Source organism: Enterococcus sp. AZ015 (assembly GCF_050499225.1).
GTDB classification, from domain to species: Bacteria; Bacillota; Bacilli; order Lactobacillales; family Enterococcaceae; genus Enterococcus_D; species Enterococcus_D entomosocium.
This window is the reverse complement of the sequence record NZ_JBMHEX010000001.1, coordinates 508,161-530,341: the sequence shown is the minus strand read 5'-3', so window position 1 is coordinate 530,341 and position 22,181 is coordinate 508,161. Positions and strand designations below refer to the sequence as shown.

Genomic DNA, 22,181 nt, shown 5'->3' with positions numbered 1-22,181 from the left:
GAATGTTAGAGATCGGCCAGATCAGCTCAATACAGTTGACGGAAACATTTTGATCAATGTCACCGTTTCTTCTGCCCCATAATCCCCTTCGGCATATAAAGCAAGATACTCTTCCAACAAATAGTCAGCAAGGTCTTGGATAGATTGCGTAAAACCAGCCTTTTCGTAAGATCTGACTGCAGGGATATTTTTTCTCGACGGCCGCATCATCAATTTTTGAATGCCGAATGTTTCATGTAAATGATCACCGAGGGTGACGATCGCATCGGTACCAAATCCTTTGCCGCAATGAGCTTCTCGATTCAACCAGATATCCAATTCTGCTATGCCGTCTTTTAGATGAAACGAGGAGTAACTAATAAAGCCAATAGGTTCACCTGCATGTAGAATCAAAAAGCCTCTGCCATCTTGCGGTTGGGCACCAGTAAAGTAATACTCTTGATAGTCCTCAAAAAACTCTGCTTCAGTGGCGATCGGTGCATTAGGATAAGAAGGTGGTCCGGAATGATATTTTGTGGTTTCAGAATGAAAACACCATTGATAGACCGCTTCTTTATCTTTGATTTCCGCAGGGGTTAAAGTGACTTTGTTGCCTGTTAGCATGTGGTGTACTCCTTTCGCTCTTCCTAATGTTCCCCCCAATTATAGTGGAGGATGTCCCTTAAAAACAAACCGCGTTTTTTCTTTACTTGAATCGAACATCGACATTGCTTAAATTTTCATTGTTGCGCCAACAATCTTCCGATTGATTCCTCTATTTTTTCATCCTCTAAAAATTAAATTCATTTTCCCAATTAAAATCAGCAGATTCTTCTAAACTGTTCGGCCAATGATGGCACCAGGAAGGAACTCTGGGCACTTCTACTCGATCCAAACTTGGTGTGTACGGTTTGATATCTATTAGTGGCGTTTGGTCGTTTGCATCAATATAAGGAATAGAAAGAATTCCTTTCTCAACATCGACTGATAATACTTGAACAACACTTAATGCAATTGGATTTGGTCGGATGGGTAATCTCGTAGCAAAAATCCCCATTTTTTCAGGCGCATGTTTATAGGGTTGCTCAGCATCCAAAATCATTCGATACTTTGCATCCGCAAAATCACTGAACCACCATACTAATTGAAGGTGACTAAATCCTTCAATCCCTGCCAAAGCTGGAACATATTCTTTCTTTAGCTTGAGCAAGCATCCGTCCTCATTGTTTTGAATGATTCCGATCGGTTGTAGTTTATATTCTGTCATTTTCTTTCCTCCATTTCCTCTTTGTGCTCTTAGAATAGTGCCTGACACAATGTGAGAGTCAAGAAAAAATAGAAAAAATCTGCTACTCATCGTTTTATGAGTGGTATTTGTATTTCAGTCAAATAATTGCTTTCCTCCTGCTCATTCCAAGGACCGCGATGCACGATTTGCCTGTCTGGTCCGTCCATTTGGTAATAAGGATGTTCTTGTAGCCACTCAGCCAAGGACAAATAGACGTTGGCTATGTTGGAGAATGCACCGTACACCATCGTGCACGCCATAATTGGCACTGCCTCCGTTTCGTAGATAGAAAATACTTTGGAATCTACTTGCAGGCCTGCTTTCACTTGCACACACAATTCAACAACGACATTTTTTTCTTTAAACTCTTGGTCGTGATAAATCGAAAATGATTGTCCGAAATTCTTTATTTTATGAAGCTCCATAAAAGTGGCTAGTTCTCTCCACAGTTCCTCTTCAGCAAAATAATTTGGTATGACTTTGCGAAGGGAGAGCACATGATAACTCGGGACTGCTTTCATTGTGACCTGATAATGGCGCTCTGTTCGTTCCTTCGTCAATTCTAATTTAGCTACTTCTAGTTTGATTAATTTTTGTTTTTCCGCCTCTATAGTTGTCTCAATTTCATCTTTTTTTCTTTCTAATTGTTCTGCAAGGAAGTCCTGCTCTTGGTTTTTCAGCAACACCGCAATTTCTGCTACACTAAAGCCGCTATCACGCAAATAGATTATTTTATTGAGTTCAGGCAATTGAACAGCCGAATACAGTCGATAACCAGTAAACGTATCAATCCTATCGGGCTTTAATAGACCCATCTCATCATAGTAACGCAACATTCTGATACTCACTTGAGAGAGCTTTGAAAATTCACCTATCTTAAACATACGCACCTCCGATAGATTTATTATAAAAACACTTTATCCACACTTCAATGCTACTCACTATAAAAAACCGAAACAAAGAGTTCACTCTCTGTTTCGGTCTTGCTTCATTATTCAACACTCAACGAAAAATTCTTCTAACAATTCTTGCCTTTCATAGGCATGTGACCATTTGTTCCACCTATCGGTTCACTGAGACGGCCATTCGGTGATAGGTATGGCGCTTGCCTCTGATGGCGATGGATAGTTGCAAGATGTTCTCGGGATCAGCGGTCCCAGAAAAACCTGCATCTCCGATATGATGAAGGTCGCAGCCGGCACGTTTGCTAGTCAATGCCAAAGCACGGATCGTACCTGTATCTGCACCTTCCTGTGTAGTACCGATGGTGCCCATGACCAACTTCTCTTTTTGGTGGATAAAGGCCACTAGATCACTCATGTGTTGTTCACTCAGCCCAGGAATCGTGCCCGCAATGGGTACAAGAATAACATCGGCTCCAGCTTGAATGAACGCAGACGCAATTTCTTCATCTAACACGGGTTCATTGACACCAGCTCCGTGCATTTTTCCAGCAATAATGATCCCAGAGAAAATGGCTCTTGCTTGTTTGATTGCCGCTGTGATCTCTTTATTTGAAACGCCAGTTGAAGGATTTCCTGTCAGACAGATAAAATCAAATCCAAGTGCTTCTGCACGAGCCATGTTTTTTTTTGTTGCCAAACGCCCCGTAGCGATAGTTGTCAACTGTTCCATCTGCTCCGCACAATCGTCGACAGGCTCAAGATTGACCCCAACAGGCCGCCCCGTTAAGCACTGCAAAAAGCGAATGGGGTCATCCGTTGTCGGTAATCCTTTGATAGCGCCGTTTTCGAAATCAAATAGGTTCAGCAAAATCAAATCCGCCCCAAATGCAGCGACGAATTCAGCATTGGTGATTCCTCTAGACATTGGATCGATCTGGACGTCATTTTCTGCTACGATCGTCCGACCTGCACTTCCTCGAATACTTTCCAATAGCTGGTCTTTATCAAATGATTTAAAATCAGCTGCCGTGCAATTCAATAATCGTTTTGTCTTCATTTTACGCCCCACTTTCTGAACCGAGTTCACTGGCTAATGTCCGATTATCCAGCATTTTGAAGAATGGATAATAGATGGCGATAGAAACCGTCAGATTCACCAGCTGTAAGATTGCCCCCGAAATATGTCCGCCTGTGGCTAGATAACCGCCGATGATTGGCGGCATCGACCAGGGCACCAAAACGACGGCAGGTCGAACGATCCCCATGGCAACTGTCGTATAAGAGATGATATAGCAAACGACCGGCGTCAGAATATATGGGAACAAAATCAATGGATTCATGACAACGGGCAACCCAAACATGATGGGTTCATTGACATTAAAAACCGTTGATGGAAATCCGAGTTTCCCCAACTCTTTTAAATACTTGCTTTTACTTCTGACTAAGAGTAAGATCGCCAAGCCCAAAATCACGCCACTACCGCCAATCCAGACAAAGGTATTCATAAAGGTATAATTGATGATATGCGGAATCGTTTCGCCGTTTTGAAAAGCGATCCGATTTTCATCGATCATTTGAATCCATGTCGGCTGCAGGACGCTCAAGACCAAGTCCCAACCGTGGATGCCCACTGACCAAAACAATGACGTAAACATAATGGCAAATAGACCACCTATAAAGCCTCCGCCAATGATCGATAAAGGTTGTCCCACAAGGCTGTACAGCAGATCATGAACATTCGTATTGCCGAATGATTCCACTAATAAACGAATCACCCAGAAAAGCGAGAGGCAAAAGAATGAGGGGATCAATGCAATAAAGGAGCGACTGACCGCCGGGGGAACGTTTTCTGGCATGCGAATCACGATATTCTTTTGTACGAATAATCGGAAAATCTCCGCCGTGATCAAACTGGTGATGATTGCTACGATCAGCCCGCGGCTACCAAGATAAGACATTTGAATGCCGCCGTCTTCAATCGGAGTGACTAAAAGAAAAACCGACGCTGCCAATACACCGGCAGATAAACCGCTGACGCGGTATGTGGTTGCTAAACTATACGCAATAGCAAAGGAATTGAACAGCGCCATCACACCAAAGGTCACTTGGACGACAAAGTCTAATTTGCTGCGCCATTCCTCACCAAAAATACTAGTAACAAATAGGTTAAAGCCTTCCCATGGAACGTTGGATAAAATAACAAAAATGGAACCGATAATAATCAAAGGCATCGTGGTGACAAGTCCATCACGGATGGCAACTAGATGCTTTTCACTGCCAATTTTCATTCCCCATGGCAGCATTTTTTCTTCCATAAATTTCTTTAACGAATCCTTCATAAGCTTCCTCCTTAACCTTAAAAGATCGCTGAAAGAGTGCGTTCAGGTATCTTTTCGAAGTGTGAATAGAAACCAAGGCTTGCCACCTTCAAGAACCTAGGATTGAAGTGCTGATCGCCAGAACGCTATTGCTATGAACACAGTAAGAACGCAAGGCATTGGATTTCTCAACTATGACTGCCTATTTTCCATGCAACTGTTCTCAACTGATCTTCATACCTTTTATTTGCCGCAAACGATCCTGCGCATGAACCGTTTCAAACGACAAAAAAGGCATTGGACAAGATTGTCCAATGCCTTTGGCATAGCAAAATAAGCGTCCAGCATCCCACGGTTTTTGCCCAAAAACCTGCCTGAATCTACTAGAAATCGACAAGGAAATCGGGTACAATAAACACGTTGATGCCTTTGGCGATCAACTATGGCAACTTGATTGGTCATCCGTCTTAAGGGTGTGACTGATCAGGGCCTCGTAAATCTGTTGGCGCAGAGATACGAGGTGCCTATTTTTTTGGTTTCTATTCGCTTACATTTTATAGAATGTTTTTGGGAAAAGCAAGCGAACATCGTAACAAAATTGTAAATAATGGTCAAAAAAATAAAAAACTATTGTGATTTGTTCGATTGAAATAGAAAATAGTGATTGCTTTACGTATTTATAAAAAAAGGAGGACCGAATCATCCATGATTCAGCCCTCCTTTTCGCGCTAGACAAATACAAACAAAATTCCAGAACAGATTGTGCCTACCAATAGCCCACGAATACTGCCTTCCCCTTCATTGGGTAACTCAAATTTGATGATATTCACCAGCAAAGCCCCGGTGATCAAGGCTTCAATGATGACCACCAGATAGTAAGGCAATGAAACAAAGAGGGAGAACGCAGCTCCCGCGAAAATACTGAAGGAAAGCACAAAACGACCATATTTGTTGTAAAGGGCACCATGATGATGATAGAGCAGCCAATCGTTCATGAGAAAGTGCAAACCAAAGGCAATAAAGTAGGTCAAAATGTAAAAACGCTCTGATAGCGTATTGGCAATCACGATATAGCCGATCATGATATTGTAGATCACATGAAAAGCGATATCCGACCAAAAAAAGGCGTTTTTGGCACTGGTGATGTCTTTCTTTTCTAACACCATAAACGTCCGCTCATCGATTTTGTAGATCACGTAACTGAAGACTAAGCCAAACAAAACGATGCCATAGACCCCATGACTATAAAAAATCCCCGAATCCCAGCCAAATTCATCGATCAACACCGTTTGAAAATACGCCAAATGGGGCAATAGATGAACGATCGCATAGGAGATCCCTACCCCAGCGGCAAAGGAGCTCATGTATTGCACGTTTAGTTTTCTGGATGAGATAACATTTGAAAATAGATGGATGAAGATAAACCCTAAAGTGATCATGCAATTCACAAAATTATTTGTTAAATACGTCATTGTTTTCCCCTTCTTATATTCCGTTTGCGGCAACGTTTAATCGCAATTTTCAATAACGAAGTCTTTTTAATTAGTTATTTTTGGTTATTTTCATGAAATATTCTTGTTTACTATACAGTAAGTGGGCTTGGGGGGCAATAGGTTTTTTAGGTTTTTGGGGAGAAATATTTTTGATAGAAAACGACCTTCATTGTTGCCGATTTTTTACCGATGATCTTGTCTTCATTTTCGGATAGGATAATCTTGTTTTTGCTCTAGCAGATACTAGGTCTAACTTCATTTTTTATCAAAAATTGCGCTTATTTGAAGTTAACTTCAAATTTCCGAAAAATTGTAACCAATTTGAAGTTATCTTCAACTTTCTCAATTATGACAGATTTTTGACGTTCGTAACCAATCGCAGATGAATTCAGAAAGCCGTTGCTGCTCCTATTCCATCAAAAAAAGAAGCAAGAACTTGCAGCGTCCTTGCTTCTTTTTTGTTACAATTCATTATACTTCTTTTTCGAATCTTTACTTTCTTTCACCGGATACTTCATGTTGTTTTTTTCCAGCTTTTCTTTGATGATCTCATCAATATCAAGACCCAAATTGTCTGCCAGCATATAAGAATAAATCAGAACATCGGCAATTTCTTCTTTTAGATGTTCGAAATTTTGAGTGGCTTCTTTAGGTGTTTTCCATTGAAAAATCTCCAACAATTCGGCGGCTTCGATGGAGATAGAAATAGCTAGATCTTTTTCATTATGAAATTGTCGCCAATTGCGATCATCTCGGAATTTATTGATCCGTTCCATTGAAGAGGGGTGGTTTTGCATGGTAGGCCTGGCTCCTTTCGTTTTGTAGGGTTAAGAGTTTTTGGCGGAGATTGGGATTGATTGCATAGATGTAAAGCCCTTTGATTGCTCGTTTCATTAATACATTCAATGAATTAAGGATGATCGTTTCTTTGGCTTTCTTCGTCAATTCTTGGTTCATATCGTCACGTCCCGTAAACGCCCCTTTGTCCTCATATTTATCGATATCGATGACAAGCTGGTCGGTCTCTGGATCGTAATCAACGGAAGGGCCAATGACGACTCCTACATTGTTTAAATCAAACCCTTGGACGGTGTAGATTGATCCGACTTCACTGATTGTATCTGGTCGCTCCGCCCATGTTCGCTTCGTGTCGGTCGTATTCCATGGCAGGTTGATCCCACCAGGATCTACAAGATAAGAAGCTCCGTCTTTTTTATGAACATAATCGAATGTTGAGATGATCCGTGACAGACCTTCCTTTTTATCGAGAGAAAAGATTTTATTCTTCAACGCATCATGGGTTTCCATAATCTGAAGCTCAAAAGATGCTGTTGATTCTGGAATCGGTGTTACACGTTTTTCTACGATATCATCGATCCATTGAATTATTTGTGGACTACTTTTCATTCTTAATTGATCTTTTAGCTTAAAGCGAGAAGCATTGTACCTTTTCTGAAACTGATCCAGTTTGTCCTGATCCCAGTAACTTTTGATTTTCAATACTTGCTTCGGATCAAAAATGCAAATCGTGATTTTTGCTCGCTTGATAATCTCTTCTAGTTGGTTTTCATAGTGAAAACTGTTATAACTGTCTTTCTTCGTTAAAAGCAAATGGGCTTCATCCACAATAACGATGTCTGGGTGCAACTTCTGATTATCTGTTTTATTAATAAAGGAAGTTGGCTTTAACATATGATTCTTTTTTAAATTTGGCAAACTTTCTGCCATTGTATGATAGGTTTTTAACATCTCTGAATGGTTGACCAGCAAATAGTTATCGGTGCTTTTTAATACAGACTCTGACTTTGTATAGTCTTGAAGGGTGTTATAGAGAGATGCCAATAGGACGCTCTTTCCCGTTCCAGCTTCTCCTTCAATCATTAAGACTTTTTGTGTTTCATCCTGCTGAATCGCTTGTTTACAGTACTCAATGATTTCAAGTTTTATATCTAACTGTTCTGGCGTCAGTTCTTTAAAAGGAGATAATTTATATACATCTTTGTTGCGAATCGTATCGATTGAGTGCTTCGCCAATTGCCGTCTTTGCAATTCTTCCCATAACTCTTGGAAGACCACTTCATCATAATACTCTTTTTCATAATACTGATGCATCTGCACCTGTCTTGTTTGACTGACGTTTTGCAACTGAAACTGCTCATCCCCAATGAAGTGATTGATCAAATTGGTTTCGATATTGTAGGTCGCTGATTGATTGAATTTTTCATGTCCAATCAGCAAGACTTCTTTAATTTCTCTGCGCTTAGAGTTATTCAAGTGCTGCTTCAATCGTTTGTTCACTTGAACCGTTTGACCAATGTACGCAACAGGCCTTTTCTTTTCATTTCGGTTGTAGAGTATGTAAACGACTGGGTACTGATCGATATAAGCCGTCGTTATGCTAGATAGCTCACCTTTCTTGAAATGATGATCTTCTATGATTAGTTGGTTGGTCATATTTTAGAGTCTCCGTTTAGTGTCTATTCCATTAAGGTTATTTATTTTAGTATATCATTGCATATTTTGCTCTTAAAGCATTAAAGACAAAATTGGTAATTTTTTGTTTTAGCAAAATAACCATTATCTAAAAAATCACTGTTGATTAATCTACTAATTTCGTCCAACGTGCATACTTTGCTAATGATTTAATAGACTAACTTATTATCCTGAAACTCTTTTCAAACGAATCCTCTCTAAAACGTTCTAAAATAAATAGCTGAAAATCCCATTTGCTAATTCATCAAACATCCTCTGTTTAGGATATTTATAAATTGTTTATTAAATTAAAAGAATTTATTTTTCAACATTAAAATAAATAAATATTTTATAATTTTAATTTGACCAAATCATTCAATATGAGATAATCATTTACGAAAGGATGATTTGATGAACTATACAGTTACCAACCTAAGACATCTGCGGATCGCTCAAATTTCTTTGTTAACATACTATATTTATTTAGCCTTCCATGACAATATTTTCAAAGCTATTCCATTACTTTTTATCAGTGGCTTTTTAGATTCCGTATACCCGCCAGACTACGCAAGCCAGTCATTTTGGTTCCCTTATAAAAAGAAAACAATATTTTTAAAAAGCAACAATTTGTTTCTAGAAAGAGCATTGGAAATCTTAATCATAATTGTTCTTGGTGTTTTTTTATCGCTTGTTTTTTAAATTAAAGGAACAACTTGTGATTGCTGGTTCCCTTTTAGCCAACGACTGAATCCTTTTTCTATTGCTCACTACTTTTTATCCATTTGCTTATTAAATTAGATTTACCAAATAAATAACGAATCCTTCACTGTTGAGATGACGCTAGTATCTAGTCGAAAGGAAAGGTGATTTTTTATGAAAAGAATTTGTTTTGTCTTAGTTTTGAGCAATGGATTATCTTACACACCATTAACTCCAGGTGTTCTTTATCAAAGAGACACAAGCCTCAAAGACTATTTTTCACCGTTTTACGACGTTTCAATCAATTATCTGAGAGATAAAGATACTGTTGATTACTTGGTCCTTCCTGAGCCATTTGCTCCTTTTGATAATGAAAATAACCTCCCTATCATAAAAGTTCCTTCAAAATTTTTTCTGACTAAAGACTTTGAAAAAATTAAGGATTACATTGATGACTACTTTAAAGAAAACGATGCTAAGTAATACTAATCTTCGATCGTTTTAAGCTCTTACTGATTGATACCGTTATCAATCAGTTTTTTTCTTCGATTTGCCAACTTCTTTTTGGACGAGAAAACAGTCCGAATATTCTAAAACTATTACTTTACGATAAAATTATTCCAATTATTAATAAGGTAGTATTTTGATGAACGAAAACAAAGGCATCTGTTACATCGTTATTATTCGTTTATTTTTTGCATATAGAAAAACAGACCAAATACTCAAATTTGGTCTGTCTGACGTGGCTATTCATTATTGCTTCGCATATCCGTTACCATGACCCGGACTATAACTCTGTGCTTCTGAATCTGTAATCAACGTGAAGTTCTCTGGAATCTTTACTTGTCCATAGGTCTTGCCACTTTCGACCTTCAAGAACTTATACCCTGCAGGTGCTTGGTACCATTCGCCAACCAATGAAGGAGATGGGGTGGCTTGGTTGGCATTCGCCTGATTTGCTTCCTCATTAGCTTTCGCTTGCTCTGCGGCTTCTGCTTGTTCTTTGGCCTGTTTCTCACGCTCAGCTTTTGCAGCTGCTTCGGCTTCTTTCTTCTTATCAGCGATCCGTTTGTCACTGCTTGTCTTTGCACTGTCATATTGACTATCCAATGCAGCAAAGTCATCTTTTAAGGTACCTGGTGAGTAATCTTTCAACGCCAATGAATCTTCCAGAGTTGTTTTCGCAGTTGTAAGCTCTTTTGTTTCATCCTTCGTAAGATCACCATCATCAAGCAATGATGTTGTTTCTTTAATCAGTGATTTGGCTTTAAATTCATAGTCTTTGAATTCTTTAGCAGTCGCTTCTTGCTTTTGCCTGATGTTTTCAATCAGCTTCGCCGAATCACTCTGTCGTTCTTCAACAGCTGTCTTTTCATCTGCATCTTCGAAAAATGTTTGGTTGACTGCTTTGTTTTGCGTTAAGTCTTTTTTATCGCGCTCTGACAAATAGTCTTTTTTCAGCAATGTATCTGTTGCTTTGTTATCTTCTTTGAGCTTATCAACTAGAGAAATCAGTTCTTTTTGATGCCTCTCGACTGCTTTAGCCAGTGTTGTTACTTCATTTGCTAAAGACCTGACAGGTGTAATCTCACTGGTTCCAAATACCGTTTGATACTTCTCTGTGATTTCATTGATTTGCGTTTGATCATCTTTGGTAATAAACGCTTCATCGCTTTTTTTAGCCAACGCATCTAGTTGTGTTTTGATTTGGCTAAGTTCTGTTTTAACGGCATTGGCTTCTGCAGATGACACATTCTTTTCAACTTTTGCGAGCGTTGCTTCACTTTGCGCAATCAAATCCAATAAATCTTGTCTATTTTCACGATCCTTCACTTGATCAAACGAGGTCAATTCATGTTCTAATGTGCTTTGTTCATCTTCTGAGATAAACACTGATTGAAGCAATTTATTGATTTTTTGTTCTTGTTTTTCTTGCTGATCATAGACATCTTGGTAGGCATTTGCATTCACAGAGGTTGCAATGATCCCTGTCATTGAAAAAGCCAAAACAATCCCTAATAACTCTTTTCTTAATTTCATTCTTTCTCTCCTATTAGACCAACTCTTTATATTTGTTTATTCCTAATGCCCGAAATGTATCCAAAGTGATTTCCCCATTCTCTTCATCATCGGTCATATCGTTGAGGAACAAATAATACGCACGCAATTCATCCACTTTTCCATGGAAATATGACCGTTCCTTCTTGTCTTGCCATTTTTTTTCTTCTGCTAACCAATCAAAAAGACCACTTGCTTCTTCTTGAGGAAGTTTATTGAGTTGTTGGTCAATAAAAAAGACAAGCGCTTCTTGTTGCAATAATTTTGGATTTGCTTTTCGCAAATATTTTTTTAATTGTGCATATGATTTACTTTCAACACGAGTTTTATTTGCATAAAAAAGAGCAGTGCTCATTCCCACCAAATAAACAAGCAAAGGATTGATTCTTACCACATCTAAAAAAACGATGAGGCTTGCTAGTAGGATCAATCCGATAGATACTACTATGACTTTTTTATAGTATTGCTTTTGTTTCTGATATTTACCCATAATATCTTGGTACTCTTTCATTTTTTTACCACCCTTATTTTATTTATTAACAAGATTATAATAGCCTTTACTTTCAGTCGTAGCAAGGTATATTTTGCGTTTCCACTGTCTTTTTCATAAAACACCTAATCCTTTTTGTCAGGTGATAAAAAATCCGAGATAAACCTTTACAATTTCGCCAATTTGCACATCCTGCGACTTATTCCACATTGACATAAGCTACCATAAACGATAGCATAAAAATGAAACCGTGCGCAAAATTAAATATAAGGTGTGTCCTCGTTGAATATGATCAAGTCTATCCTGCATCATAGCGGCAATTGGCTAAAGAATGTTTATTTCGGGCAAGATATTGCTTATCCGTTTATCCTCGCTCTTGTGTTACCCGTGATCCTCGATTAATTTTTTCTTGTGAGTTTTAATTTTGTCAATACAGCGATGATCAGCTCCGCTGGTACAGAAACAGTTAGTGTGGTCAGTATGGTTGGCAGTTTGCATTTCTTCTTGGTCAATACGTTTACTGCTGTCGGATTGGGTGGAACAGTCTTGATGGCACAATATTTCGCCAAAAAAGAGCGCAAACAACATAGCAAAGTGTGCAGTGGCACAGTCTACGGTACCGTCTTTTTGGCCTGTTCAGTCAGTATTTTGATTGCTGTTTTTCAGAAAGGTATCTTGCAGTTGTTATTCGGACAAGCAGAGTCGCTGGTTTTGGACCATGCCAAGATTTATTTGTTGGGTCTATTGGCCTCATACCGATTGCAAGCAATATTAGAAGGAACCAATGGCAGTTTGAGATGGATTGGCCACACGAAGGCCTCATTTAAAATTGTCTTTGCTAATGAACTTTGTCTACATTGTCTTCAATATTCTCTTTTTGCATGTATTAGGCATGGGGATGATTGGGTTGCTCTTTGCTGTCTACACATTGCGCATCAATCGCGGGCTCTTTATATTAAAGAAAGAAGACTTATGCATATTCGCATGAAAGTCATCAGCAAAGTGTTAAAGATCAGTATTCCCTTTGCTGCTGACTCTTTGTTTTTTTATGGCGGAAAAATCATTATCCAAACAATGATCGTCAGTTTTGGAACCAATGTGATTGCTACCAACGCGATTGCGTCTTCAGGGATTCAGATTTTAGAAATCATTCCTAGCGCCTTGGCCACATCACTTGTGCCAATCGTGGGCCAAAGTATTGGACGGGGCAATATTGCAGACGCCAAGAAGTTTACGAAGGCCTTTGTTTTGACTGGTATGGTGGCGTTTCTTGTGATTAACTTAAGTCTGCTGCCCTTCTTTTCATATGGGATGCGCCTGTTCAATCCGCCGGCAGTTATTGTTCCAGCGATTTATCGGCTTTATTTGATTGCCATCGTGATGCACTTTCTAACTTGGAGCATTGTCTTCATTTTGCCTGCTGCATTGCGCGCTGCTGGCGATACCAACTTTACGACCATCGCTTCGCTGCTTTCGATTTAAATTTTCCGGATTGGTATGGGGTACTTGGCTCGTATCGTTTTGTTTTATGGATTGACAGGGATTTATGTCGTGATGACCATCGAATGGGGCGTTCGGGGCCTGATTTTCTTGCTGCGATTTTGAGGGAAGAAATGGTATCAGCATACGTTGACATAAGTGGTAATTGTTTTCACATAAAAAAAGGGCTCTATAATTTATGGGACTGATGAATCAGAATTGATTCTTCAGCCCCATTTTCATTTTAGATATTAAAAAACATATCGTTCTCTAGTATGATTAAATCACCACAAAATAAACAAACTGAGAGGACGATATGCTATATGAATGATTCTATCAAAAAATGCTGAGAATAATAGAGAAAGATTTGATGATTACAGAGGTCTCTTACGAGACCCTTCAGAAGAAAAAGACGTTGGTCGTCGATGCTGTTCTCTCGCCTACTCCTCGAGCTTGTAGAAGTTGTGGTTCTACTGTGGTAGATGGAAACGGGAAAGCAATTATAGTGAAAAATGGGAAGAAGGAAACGATTGTCCGTTTTGAACAATGCAATCATATGCCTTTGGTTATGCGCCTAAAAAAGCAGCGCTATACCTGTAAAAACTGCCGCACCCATTGGACTGCTCAAAGTTATTTTGTCCAACCCAGACATTCAATCGCAAATCATGTTAGATATAAAATTGCTTCTTTACTGACTGAAAAAGTATCTTTATCTTTTATTGCGAAAAGCTGTCAGGTATCTTTGACCACCGTTATTCGTACATTGAAAGAGTTTAAAAGCTATTTGCCAAAGCAATCTAAGAAGATTCTCCCCAGAGTATTGATGGTTGATGAATTTCGCTCGCATGCTTCCATAGAAGATAAAATGAGCTTTATTTGCGCAGATGGCGAAACAGGAAAATTAATAGATGTTTTGCCTATGCGTAAATTACCTCGATTAACAAGCTATTTCTTAGGTTGTACCAATCCAGAAGAAGTAGAATTCTTGGTGACAGACATGAACGCCGCCTACTTCCAGCTCACCAAACGTGTTCTGCCAAATGCGAAAGTAGTGATTGATCGTTTTCATATTGTCAAACACATGAATCAAGCGTTCAATGAGTTGCGTATCCGTGAAATGAATGAACTTCGTAAAGCAGGACAGAAAAGCCAGGCAGAAAAACTGAAAAAGAACTGGCGCTTTTTGCTAAAAAATCGTGCAAACATCAACCATTATGAATACAAAACATGGAAAAGTTTCCGAGCACCAAAATACCCATTTCTTACTGAAGCAATGATGATTGATCGATTGCTTGAGTTTTCTACGCCCCTAAAGGAGGCGTATCCCATTTTTCATGAATTAGTTGAAGCCTTTCGAGACAAAGACCCTGACTTATTTTTCTCCTTATTGGCAGAACTTCCAGAAACGTTAGATGGTGGCTTTCGGGAGAAGCTTCAAAACCTTCTGACCTATGAAGAAGGCATTACCAACGCAATGATCTAACCTTATTCCAATGGAAAATAGAAGCGAAGAATACCCACATAAAGACAATGAAACGAGTATCCTACGGATTTAAATCATTCGAGAACATGAGAATTAGAATCTTTTTGATCAATCAAATAATCAATGTAAGATAACAAAAAATCTGAGCCAGAATGAGGTTCATTCTGACCCAGATTTGATTTTGCACAACTCATCAGTCCTTATTGACAAAGAGCCCAAATAGGCATTTCTAGCTTATGCAATTCAATTACCCCACAGAACCTTCCATATTGGAATAGACTTCTCAACCAGTGTCAATCATTGTCAAACCAAACAATTACAATGATTCATAGTAGTTCAATGAATCAATAATTATCATTAATTGTCAAATTAAGATGGTCAAAATCTGGTCGATTTAAATATGTTATTGGGAGCATAAATAGATAGTTAGTTAAAAAAACTGATTATCTATTTTATTTTTGATAGGGTCTTGCTTCCTCAAAGTACTCTTGTTTCAAATCAATAATATTTAAGTTATGAATAGTCAATAATTCACTTATCTTAGAAGAGGCAATATCCTCAAAGTTTTCATTTTGAAACTCTTTCAAAAAATTCATAACATTATTCAATAATTTTTTAAATTTATTTTTTCTAATAATTTTTACATCTTCATTAAATCCTCCAGCTGCATCGTAATACTTAGTACCAACAATCATAAAATTAGTATGGTTACTATTACCATATTTTCTATTAAACCAAGCAATAGAGTTATTCATTTGACCACTTTCACTTTTATTAATATGTTTTCTTGATAGTAGAACTTTATTCTTACACTCAATAATAAAATAATCATTAGGAGCTACAGCCCACAAATTATCAGGTCCTTGTTTATAATCTTTTTCAGGTCTCTGAGTTTCAAAACCTAATAATTCACCTAGTAAATTTATACCTTGTTCAAATCTTTCAGAATCATCACCAAACTGCAATTTGCTTTGCAATTCCTTCATTACTAATAGCAACTCATCTTTACACCCTATTTCACATAATTTATCCTTAATATTTTCCGAACGTTGTGAAAAACTCTGTCCAGTTATCTGTTCGACTTTTATAGAATCAGTATAAGCTAATAATGCATTGTTTTTTTGATAAGCTACATTCTGAATTTTTATTGATTCTGAATGAGAATTTTTATATTGATATTTTGCTTTTACTTGTAAGTAGTAACCTCTTTCCAATTCATCATGACAGTAACTATCAATATATTCTTGTACTAACATTAAAGCTTTCTCAACATTTCCTTTAGAATATTCTTCCATAAATTTTCTTTCTTTAGTTAATCTATCCATATTGGAAATATCTACAATTTCTGTTGGAGTTTCATTCATTTGAGCTTCATAAAATTTTTTCCAACCAACATCTCTATCTAACAACTGATTGAGTAAATTGAATAATACATTTATAGGATATTTTACTTTGCCGTTTTCCAAATCCTCTTTACCAAATTGACTTATTAATTCTCCAATACGTATTTGTTGCTTTGTATATCGAGAAAAATATTCTCTATTTTTCTTACTACCCATAAAAGATATTAAATCGTTACCTATAAATACAATAGCTGAGTAATCTTTCTCCCCTCTAACACTTCTACCAATTCCTTGCTCAATTTTTTGAATTTTTCTCATTGACATTAAAGTTGAATCTGGTAACACATCAGAGATATATTTATCTTCTAATGATTCAAATTTTGGGAGTGAATCTATTATTAAAATCCTACATAAATCATCTGGTAAATCAATACCATCATATCGATTAGCAAAAACAATTGATAATGGTTTACTCTCTTGAGATAAATATTGTATACCCGCAGATAAGTTATTGCTATCCAAAATTCTAGAACCATACGCTTCCCAATCTTTAGTTCTAAGAAATGAAGGAGTTAATACAACTTTTCCAACTTTTTTGTTTTTTTCAGTAGGTTTTCCGAAATATTCTACGATTTTACTTCTATCAAGTTGATCTGATATGTTGCTCGGAGTAATCATCATCTTTTCTCCAGACCAATCCTCTAAATCTAGGGTTAATGGGTTTTTAACTACTTGTTGTTCAAGCCCTAACTCTTTAATCAAAATAGAATCTTCACTTATAGTAGCGGACATATATATTTTATGATCTGCATTACTATAAGTTGTAAATTTTTCAATTGGTAATATATATGGAACTATTTCAATACTTGAAGAAGATATATAACAATCCGCATCTACCAAACTGTCTTTTAAAATAGGCCAAGTATATTTTATTTCATTGTAGTCTTTGTTTTGAGACAAAATATTGGTAACTTGTTCTATACTATCCTTCCAAGCCCAATAAGGAACATATATATAGGAATCATCGTTATCACTATCATTTTTTATATCCTCAAATGTTCCTAACCCTTGTTTTTTCATTGGTTCTTCAAAAAGGGACAGAAATTTATTATATACAAGTTCTGATTTATTTTTTGTTATTAAAAATTTCATAGACTGTCTAATATTATCAATCACTGCATGTGAATCATCTATTACAATAGCCCCACAATCTGTGCTGAATCTATCATCTTCAAATTTTGAGTACCCATGAAACATATATTGTGATGTAATGACTAATATAGATTCAGCATTGATATATTCCATAGGAAGTTGCCTATCAGTTCCAATCGTGCATGTTTTAATGCCAAATTGCTTAGCTTGTGCAACTGTCTGCTCGACTAAAAAATTGTTTGGACACATATATAAAACTGGTTTATTTAAACTATTCATCTTAGATAATAATATTAATAAACCGATTATTGTTTTCCCCTTACCAGTATTTAGCTTTAAAATAGTGTTTTCATCGTTACTTCTTTCAGAGTACCACTTATTAAGAATTTCAATTTGTTCTGGTCTTAAGGGTCCTTTTTCAGTTGACCTATCTAAAGTATCATAAATTTTTTCAGGATCTGTTTCTAAAATTATTTTCCCTATCCCCATCTTTTCATTAAAATCTACCATTTAAACATCTCCTATTCTCATCTTGAAACAGCATGATAAACGTCATTTAACATAGTAACAACTAAATTAAATAAACCGAATAATCCTAACAATAAAACATTTAAATAAATCTGTATTAATCCTTTAGCAACAACTTCAGAAACATCTAACTTAATAAATGGAACAATTAAAGATAAAGTTCCAGTGATTAAAAAAATTAAGGAAGTAAATACAAATGGCGCTAAAAAATCTAATAGTGGTTTCCCCTGATTTTTCCCCTCCTCATCTAAATAATCTGCAAACTTTTTTAGTTCATCTACTTTAAAAACATTTTTTTCTGCAGTAAAAAGAGCTAAAGTAAATGTGAGTCCCGTTGTCGAAGCACTAAAATACTTATCTATATAGAAACTAGAAAAATCTACATAATTAAACACAAAAGTTCCTAAACTCAAAAATATAACAATTAGTACCCAAATTATTAATAAATAATTCGGCAATAGACTTCCACGAGCTATCCACACTAATTTAATCGGGTTATTATAAAAGTTTTTTTTCATTATCCAAACCTCTCTCAAACATCGGATTCTTTATTTTTTAAGATTCGAATTTTAGTAACAAAATCTTTTCCTTTTGCTTTAAATTGTTTTAAGTACCCCTTTTTTGCTTCTCCTTCTAACATTTCCTTTATGGGATCTTTTTTTAAAGGCTGTCCATCCGTGCCTATTAATTTTGAATGAATTTCTTTAGCCTGAGATTCCTGTAATATACTGTGTCTCTCTAAAGGAGGATTTCCATTAGGATAAACTAAAGTATAGCTAATTTCAGTATATTCACCTTCTAATTGGATACTCTCATATATAGGATTTATATTGACTTTTCCTATACGAGGCGTGATATCTTTTGATGTATTAATTAATTCTTCCAGTGCATCTATATAATTATTTGCCAACTCAATATCATCTGTTTCAACAAGTATATGCTCGGTCTGGGAATTGTAATAAGAAATTAAATCCAGCGGTTTGAGAGAGTTCTTTCCTCTGTCTGTTGACAAAAATTCTTTTATCTTAAAAAACTTTCTTATATGGGTTATCCCCGTGCCAACTTGATTATCACTTTCTATAGAATATATTTCATCTACCCTTTCGTCCGAAATAGTATCAAATGCTTTTCTTATACCTGTATACCTATGCTCTATATCTCTTCTTAAATCCATACATTCTTCATTTAACTTCAAAAATTTTTTTGGGTATAACACTTCTTCTTTTTCTCTATAATGATGTAATACTTCGTTATATTCATCAAGTAATTTAAAAGTCAGTTTCTCTAATTTTTCAAACAATTTAGTGAAATCTTGTGAAGATTGACTCTCCACTCTTATTTCAAAAAAATGACCAGACTGTGTTATTTCGGAGATGTTTTCTAAAACATTAGGAATTTCTTGAAGAATCAAGTAATCTAACTCATTTTTGTTTTCATACATACTTAAAACATCTGGTTGTAAATTCAGCTTGAATACGCAATATCCCATACACTAACTCCCCAATCAATAAAATACACTTTTTTTCTATTATATCAATATTTGTATACATTTATCCACATTTTCACAATATTTCAATTTAATATGTAATATTTGTAGGTCTGTTTCATCTGCAATAACTCCCACAACTATGTAGTACTTTTCAAGGATTTTCAGCCAAAAATTATTTTTCATTTCATTTACATATGAAATATGGAAACCCTTGTATATCAATGTTTATAAAGCTTTATTTCATTTCGTTTCATATATCAAAACTAATTAACCTTTTGCAAAAGTCAAAAAAAGAGTACCCCAAGTGAGCACTGTAGCTCATTTAAAGGGTACCCTTAGTACGGTCACAAAACAACGGGGTGGGGTTCTCTGTCCTATTCAATTCCTTGTATGATTCTACCGAAAATATGATTAGCTTAAGTTGGTTGTCCATCAATCAGAGTAAGAGTGTACTCCGTTTCCAGCGGCTCTTTTAAGCTTACTGTTATCCCTTCTCCTACCTTCTGCTGAACAGATAGGCTAATTGCTTTCAGATGTTCAATTGCTTCTGATATAGCTTGCTGATCATTTGGAATAGACTCATCAACATCATAAGTAATCCTTGTACCATTGCCATCATTTTCAGTCGTTAGATAGCCTTTATAAGGTAATTGACCATAGTTGCTGATGAAGTAGCTGAGTTGTTCATCTTTGGTAAAATTTGATTTAGCATCATCAAGAGTTACACTACTATTCACAATATTATTAAAACCATCTCTAAGCTCTTTATTCTCTGTTTCTTTAAAGTATAAATAATTATTCGGATTCCCTTGATTCTGGCTAGTTATTAACACTTTGGGTGCTCCTGAATTAATGGTAAAGAAATAAACATGCTTCGATAAATGATCTTGTGCCTCTGCATCCGAATAAACAGCTACTAAAGAATAACCTGATTCTTCTTCACCACTTTCTGACCAGTTTAAAACTATTGGCGTATTACCAATAGCCGCCTGCCACTTATTGTTATTCAGAACCGAGTCAGAGAGTTGTAAACCGTATAAATCAACATTATTAATCGGACTATATTGTTTATACGTCTGATTCATGGTTTGCCCCCCAAGTATTCATAAAGTCATTAAGCTTTTTATCCTTATCAGTATTCCATAACATTTCATCAACTATCTTATCTTCTGTTGAAGAATTACTGACAGAGCTCTCTTTTACAAAACTAAGACTGCCAGATGTCACTAAGAGCAATTTTTTTACAACACTTAAAAACTCTCCATACATTCCAAATACAGTGAATGATTGGTTAAGATATATTTTGAAAAAGTATATCTTACCTCACATTACGCCTCATGGACTCAGACATTCCCATCCTAGTTTGTTATTAGAAGCTGGAGACTCTGTCAAGATAGTTCAACAACGATTAGGGCATGAAAATAGTAAAGTGACATTAGACATCTATGCACACATTACAAACAACGCCCCTAAGAAAACTGGTCAAGACTTTGCTGATATGATGGATAATCAGTAAAAAAACTGGTCATTTCTACTATCAAGACAAAACAAAAAAGCTAGAATCCTTATACATCAAGGGTTCTAGCTCATATAATAGGTTTACCCCACAGACCCTTCCATCTCATAACTAATCAACCGGTTCAATTCGACTGCGTATTCCATCGGTAATTCTTTGGTGAATGGTTCGACGAATCCCATGACGATCATTTCGGTTGCTTCGCTTTCGGAGAGACCGCGGCTCATTAGGTAGTACAGTTGTTCTTCTGAGATTTTGGAGACTTTGGCTTCGTGTTCTAGGGACACCTGGCTGTTGTGGATCTCATTGAATGGGATGGTATCGGATTTCGATAGGTCATCCATGATGATAGTGTCACACTCGATATGGGAGATAGAGCCTGCGCTCTTCTTGCCGAAGGTGACTTGTCCACGGTAGTTTACTGCACCGCCGTCTTTAGAAATTGATTTTGAGACGATGGAGCTGGAGGTGTTTGGTGCGTTATGGATCATTTTTGCACCGGTATCTTGGATTTGGTTGGCACCTGCAAAGGCAATGGAAAGCATCGTGCCTCGTGCGCCTTTGCCATCAAGATACACACTTGGGTATTTCATGGTTGTTTTGGCACCTAGGTTGCCATCGATCCATTCAACGGTAGCACCTTCTAAGGCTTTGGCCCGTTTGGTTACTAGGTTGTAGACGTTGTCTGACCAGTTTTGAATGGTGGTGTAGCGGCAGTAAGCGTCTTTTAGGGTAAAAATTTCAACGATGGCTGCGTGCAAACTATTGCTTGAATAGGTTGGGGCGGTACAGCCTTCAACGTAATGAACGCTGGCGCCTTCGTCAACGATGATCAATGTGCGTTCGAACTGACCGGTATTTTCGGCATTGATTCGGAAATAGGTTTGTAATGGCACATCGACACGAACGCCTTTTGGTACATAGATAAAGGTACCACCTGACCAAACGGCTGAGTTTAAAGCAGCAAGCTTATTATCGGTTGGTGGGACTAATTTTGAGAAGTATTGTTTGAACAGCTCAGGGTATTCCTTCAAGGCTGAATCGGTATCGGTAAAGACGATGCCAAGTTTTTCAAACTCTTCTTTCATGTTGTGGTAAACGACTTCTGATTCGTATTGGGCAGAAGCGCCAGCCAGGTATGCCCGCTCGGCTTCTGGAATACCAATGCGTTCAAAGGTCTCTTTGATTTTTTCTGGTACGTCATCCCAATCACGGGCAGGACGATCACTTGGTTTTTGATAATATTTGATGGCATCAAAATCGATGTCAGACAGGTCTGGGCCCCAGTTTTGCATGGGCATCTTGTTGAAGGCTTCAAGAGACTTCAAGCGGAACTCAAGCATCCATTCTGGCTCTTGCTTGACCCGTGAGATTTCACGGACGATGTCTTCGGTCAATCCTTCACCGGTACTAAAAACAGGCTGCACGTCATCGTGGAAGCCAAATTTATATTCTTCTAATTCGGGTACACCCATGGTTCTCACTCCTT

At 37.1% G+C, this 22,181-nt stretch carries 18 protein-coding genes and 1 pseudogene; 4 read left to right on the top strand and 15 right to left on the bottom strand.

The features are described 5' to 3' along the window. Positions 1-21: 21 nt before the first annotated feature. The 8 genes from IGK85_RS02490 to IGK85_RS02455 form a co-directional block, all read right to left on the bottom strand. Positions 22-603, bottom strand: coding sequence for a GNAT family N-acetyltransferase (locus IGK85_RS02490; protein WP_008377876.1), 582 nt, complete (start codon positions 601-603; stop codon positions 22-24). A 166-nt stretch (positions 604-769) separates the two neighbouring features. Then, entirely contained in the window at positions 770-1,246 is a 477-nt protein-coding gene (locus IGK85_RS02485; protein ID WP_008377874.1) for an SAM-dependent methyltransferase, read from the bottom strand. Positions 1,247-1,332: 86 nt separating this feature from the next. Continuing rightward, positions 1,333-2,151: a MerR family transcriptional regulator gene (locus IGK85_RS02480; protein ID WP_008377873.1), complete on the bottom strand. Its 819-nt coding sequence runs from the start codon at positions 2,149-2,151 to the stop codon at positions 1,333-1,335. A gap of 178 nt (positions 2,152-2,329) precedes the next feature. Continuing rightward, on the bottom strand, positions 2,330-3,229 hold the full coding sequence (locus IGK85_RS02475) for a hypothetical protein (RefSeq protein ID WP_035006566.1): 900 nt from the start codon (positions 3,227-3,229) through the stop codon (positions 2,330-2,332). A 1-nt stretch (position 3,230) separates the two neighbouring features. Further along, positions 3,231-4,511 carry a PTS cellobiose transporter subunit IIC gene (gene celB, locus IGK85_RS02470; protein ID WP_008377870.1) on the bottom strand — a complete coding sequence of 427 codons (1,281 nt, stop codon included), beginning with the start codon at positions 4,509-4,511 and terminating at the stop codon, positions 3,231-3,233. 707 nt (positions 4,512-5,218) lie between these two features. Beyond that, a complete protein-coding gene (locus tag IGK85_RS02465; protein ID WP_008377866.1) occupies positions 5,219-5,962 on the bottom strand; it encodes a hypothetical protein in 744 nt (247 codons plus the stop codon). 482 nt (positions 5,963-6,444) lie between these two features. After that, positions 6,445-6,780: a nucleotide pyrophosphohydrolase gene (locus IGK85_RS02460; protein WP_008377864.1), complete on the bottom strand. Its 336-nt coding sequence runs from the start codon at positions 6,778-6,780 to the stop codon at positions 6,445-6,447. Next, complete coding sequence (locus IGK85_RS02455) at positions 6,743-8,437, bottom strand: DUF2075 domain-containing protein (protein ID WP_008377862.1); 1,695 nt, start codon at positions 8,435-8,437, stop codon at positions 6,743-6,745. The genes IGK85_RS02460 and IGK85_RS02455 overlap by 38 nt, the downstream gene beginning before the upstream one ends. 891 nt (positions 8,438-9,328) lie before the next feature. Between IGK85_RS02455 and IGK85_RS02450 the strand changes: the two genes are divergently transcribed. After that, positions 9,329-9,637: a hypothetical protein gene (locus tag IGK85_RS02450; protein ID WP_008377858.1), complete on the top strand. Its 309-nt coding sequence runs from the start codon at positions 9,329-9,331 to the stop codon at positions 9,635-9,637. A gap of 270 nt (positions 9,638-9,907) precedes the next feature. Here IGK85_RS02450 and IGK85_RS02445 read toward each other — a convergent pair whose 3' ends face one another. Both IGK85_RS02445 and IGK85_RS02440 read right to left on the bottom strand, forming a co-directional pair. Next, entirely contained in the window at positions 9,908-11,194 is a 1,287-nt protein-coding gene (locus tag IGK85_RS02445) for a hypothetical protein (RefSeq protein WP_008377856.1), read from the bottom strand. Positions 11,195-11,207: 13 nt separating this feature from the next. After that, positions 11,208-11,723, bottom strand: a complete 516-nt coding sequence (locus tag IGK85_RS02440; protein WP_008377855.1) for a hypothetical protein — start codon at positions 11,721-11,723, stop codon at positions 11,208-11,210. Between the two features lie 390 nt (positions 11,724-12,113). On the opposite strand from IGK85_RS02440, the gene IGK85_RS02435 reads away from it, so the two are divergent. Next, complete coding sequence (locus IGK85_RS02435) at positions 12,114-13,184, top strand: MATE family efflux transporter (protein WP_230209419.1); 1,071 nt, start codon at positions 12,114-12,116, stop codon at positions 13,182-13,184. Positions 13,185-13,504: 320 nt separating this feature from the next. Continuing rightward, positions 13,505-14,798 (top strand): annotated as a pseudogene (locus IGK85_RS02430) (ISL3 family transposase). A 318-nt stretch (positions 14,799-15,116) separates the two neighbouring features. Here the strand turns inward: IGK85_RS02430 and IGK85_RS02425 are convergent. From IGK85_RS02425 to IGK85_RS02410, 4 genes are all read right to left on the bottom strand, one after another. Further along, positions 15,117-17,669: a DEAD/DEAH box helicase family protein gene (locus tag IGK85_RS02425; RefSeq protein ID WP_008376024.1), complete on the bottom strand. Its 2,553-nt coding sequence runs from the start codon at positions 17,667-17,669 to the stop codon at positions 15,117-15,119. 17 nt (positions 17,670-17,686) lie between these two features. Next, positions 17,687-18,205, bottom strand: coding sequence for a hypothetical protein (locus tag IGK85_RS02420; protein ID WP_008376025.1), 519 nt, complete (start codon positions 18,203-18,205; stop codon positions 17,687-17,689). A 14-nt stretch (positions 18,206-18,219) separates the two neighbouring features. After that, complete coding sequence (locus IGK85_RS02415; RefSeq protein ID WP_008376026.1) at positions 18,220-19,176, bottom strand: hypothetical protein; 957 nt, start codon at positions 19,174-19,176, stop codon at positions 18,220-18,222. A gap of 416 nt (positions 19,177-19,592) precedes the next feature. Then, positions 19,593-20,261, bottom strand: a complete 669-nt coding sequence (locus IGK85_RS02410; protein ID WP_008376027.1) for a DUF4767 domain-containing protein — start codon at positions 20,259-20,261, stop codon at positions 19,593-19,595. Here IGK85_RS02410 and IGK85_RS02405 point away from each other — a divergent pair. Further along, positions 20,240-20,692: a tyrosine-type recombinase/integrase gene (locus IGK85_RS02405; protein WP_429968902.1), complete on the top strand. Its 453-nt coding sequence runs from the start codon at positions 20,240-20,242 to the stop codon at positions 20,690-20,692. The genes IGK85_RS02410 and IGK85_RS02405 overlap by 22 nt on opposite strands. A gap of 83 nt (positions 20,693-20,775) precedes the next feature. On the opposite strand, the gene sufB is transcribed toward IGK85_RS02405, so the two are convergent. Next, positions 20,776-22,167, bottom strand: coding sequence for a Fe-S cluster assembly protein SufB (sufB, locus tag IGK85_RS02400; RefSeq protein WP_005232103.1), 1,392 nt, complete (start codon positions 22,165-22,167; stop codon positions 20,776-20,778). Positions 22,168-22,181 lie beyond the last annotated feature (14 nt).

Excerpts from the sequence above, each read along its gene's own strand:
- IGK85_RS02490 (WP_008377876.1), bottom strand. The coding sequence starts at position 603 with ATGCTAACAGGCAACAAAGTCACTTTAACCCCTGCGGAAATCAAAGAT.
- IGK85_RS02485 (WP_008377874.1), bottom strand. The coding sequence starts at position 1,246 with ATGACAGAATATAAACTACAACCGATCGGAATCATTCAAAACAATGAG.
- IGK85_RS02480 (WP_008377873.1), bottom strand. The coding sequence starts at position 2,151 with ATGTTTAAGATAGGTGAATTTTCAAAGCTCTCTCAAGTGAGTATCAGA.
- IGK85_RS02475 (WP_035006566.1), bottom strand. The coding sequence starts at position 3,229 with ATGAAGACAAAACGATTATTGAATTGCACGGCAGCTGATTTTAAATCA.
- celB (WP_008377870.1), bottom strand. The coding sequence starts at position 4,511 with ATGAAGGATTCGTTAAAGAAATTTATGGAAGAAAAAATGCTGCCATGG.
- IGK85_RS02465 (WP_008377866.1), bottom strand. The coding sequence starts at position 5,962 with ATGACGTATTTAACAAATAATTTTGTGAATTGCATGATCACTTTAGGG.
- IGK85_RS02460 (WP_008377864.1), bottom strand. The coding sequence starts at position 6,780 with ATGCAAAACCACCCCTCTTCAATGGAACGGATCAATAAATTCCGAGAT.
- IGK85_RS02455 (WP_008377862.1), bottom strand. The coding sequence starts at position 8,437 with ATGACCAACCAACTAATCATAGAAGATCATCATTTCAAGAAAGGTGAG.
- IGK85_RS02450 (WP_008377858.1), top strand. The coding sequence starts at position 9,329 with ATGAAAAGAATTTGTTTTGTCTTAGTTTTGAGCAATGGATTATCTTAC.
- IGK85_RS02445 (WP_008377856.1), bottom strand. The coding sequence starts at position 11,194 with ATGAAATTAAGAAAAGAGTTATTAGGGATTGTTTTGGCTTTTTCAATG.
- IGK85_RS02440 (WP_008377855.1), bottom strand. The coding sequence starts at position 11,723 with ATGAAAGAGTACCAAGATATTATGGGTAAATATCAGAAACAAAAGCAA.
- IGK85_RS02425 (WP_008376024.1), bottom strand. The coding sequence starts at position 17,669 with ATGGTAGATTTTAATGAAAAGATGGGGATAGGGAAAATAATTTTAGAA.
- IGK85_RS02420 (WP_008376025.1), bottom strand. The coding sequence starts at position 18,205 with ATGAAAAAAAACTTTTATAATAACCCGATTAAATTAGTGTGGATAGCT.
- IGK85_RS02415 (WP_008376026.1), bottom strand. The coding sequence starts at position 19,176 with ATGGGATATTGCGTATTCAAGCTGAATTTACAACCAGATGTTTTAAGT.
- IGK85_RS02410 (WP_008376027.1), bottom strand. The coding sequence starts at position 20,261 with ATGAATCAGACGTATAAACAATATAGTCCGATTAATAATGTTGATTTA.
- sufB (WP_005232103.1), bottom strand. The coding sequence starts at position 22,167 with ATGGGTGTACCCGAATTAGAAGAATATAAATTTGGCTTCCACGATGAC.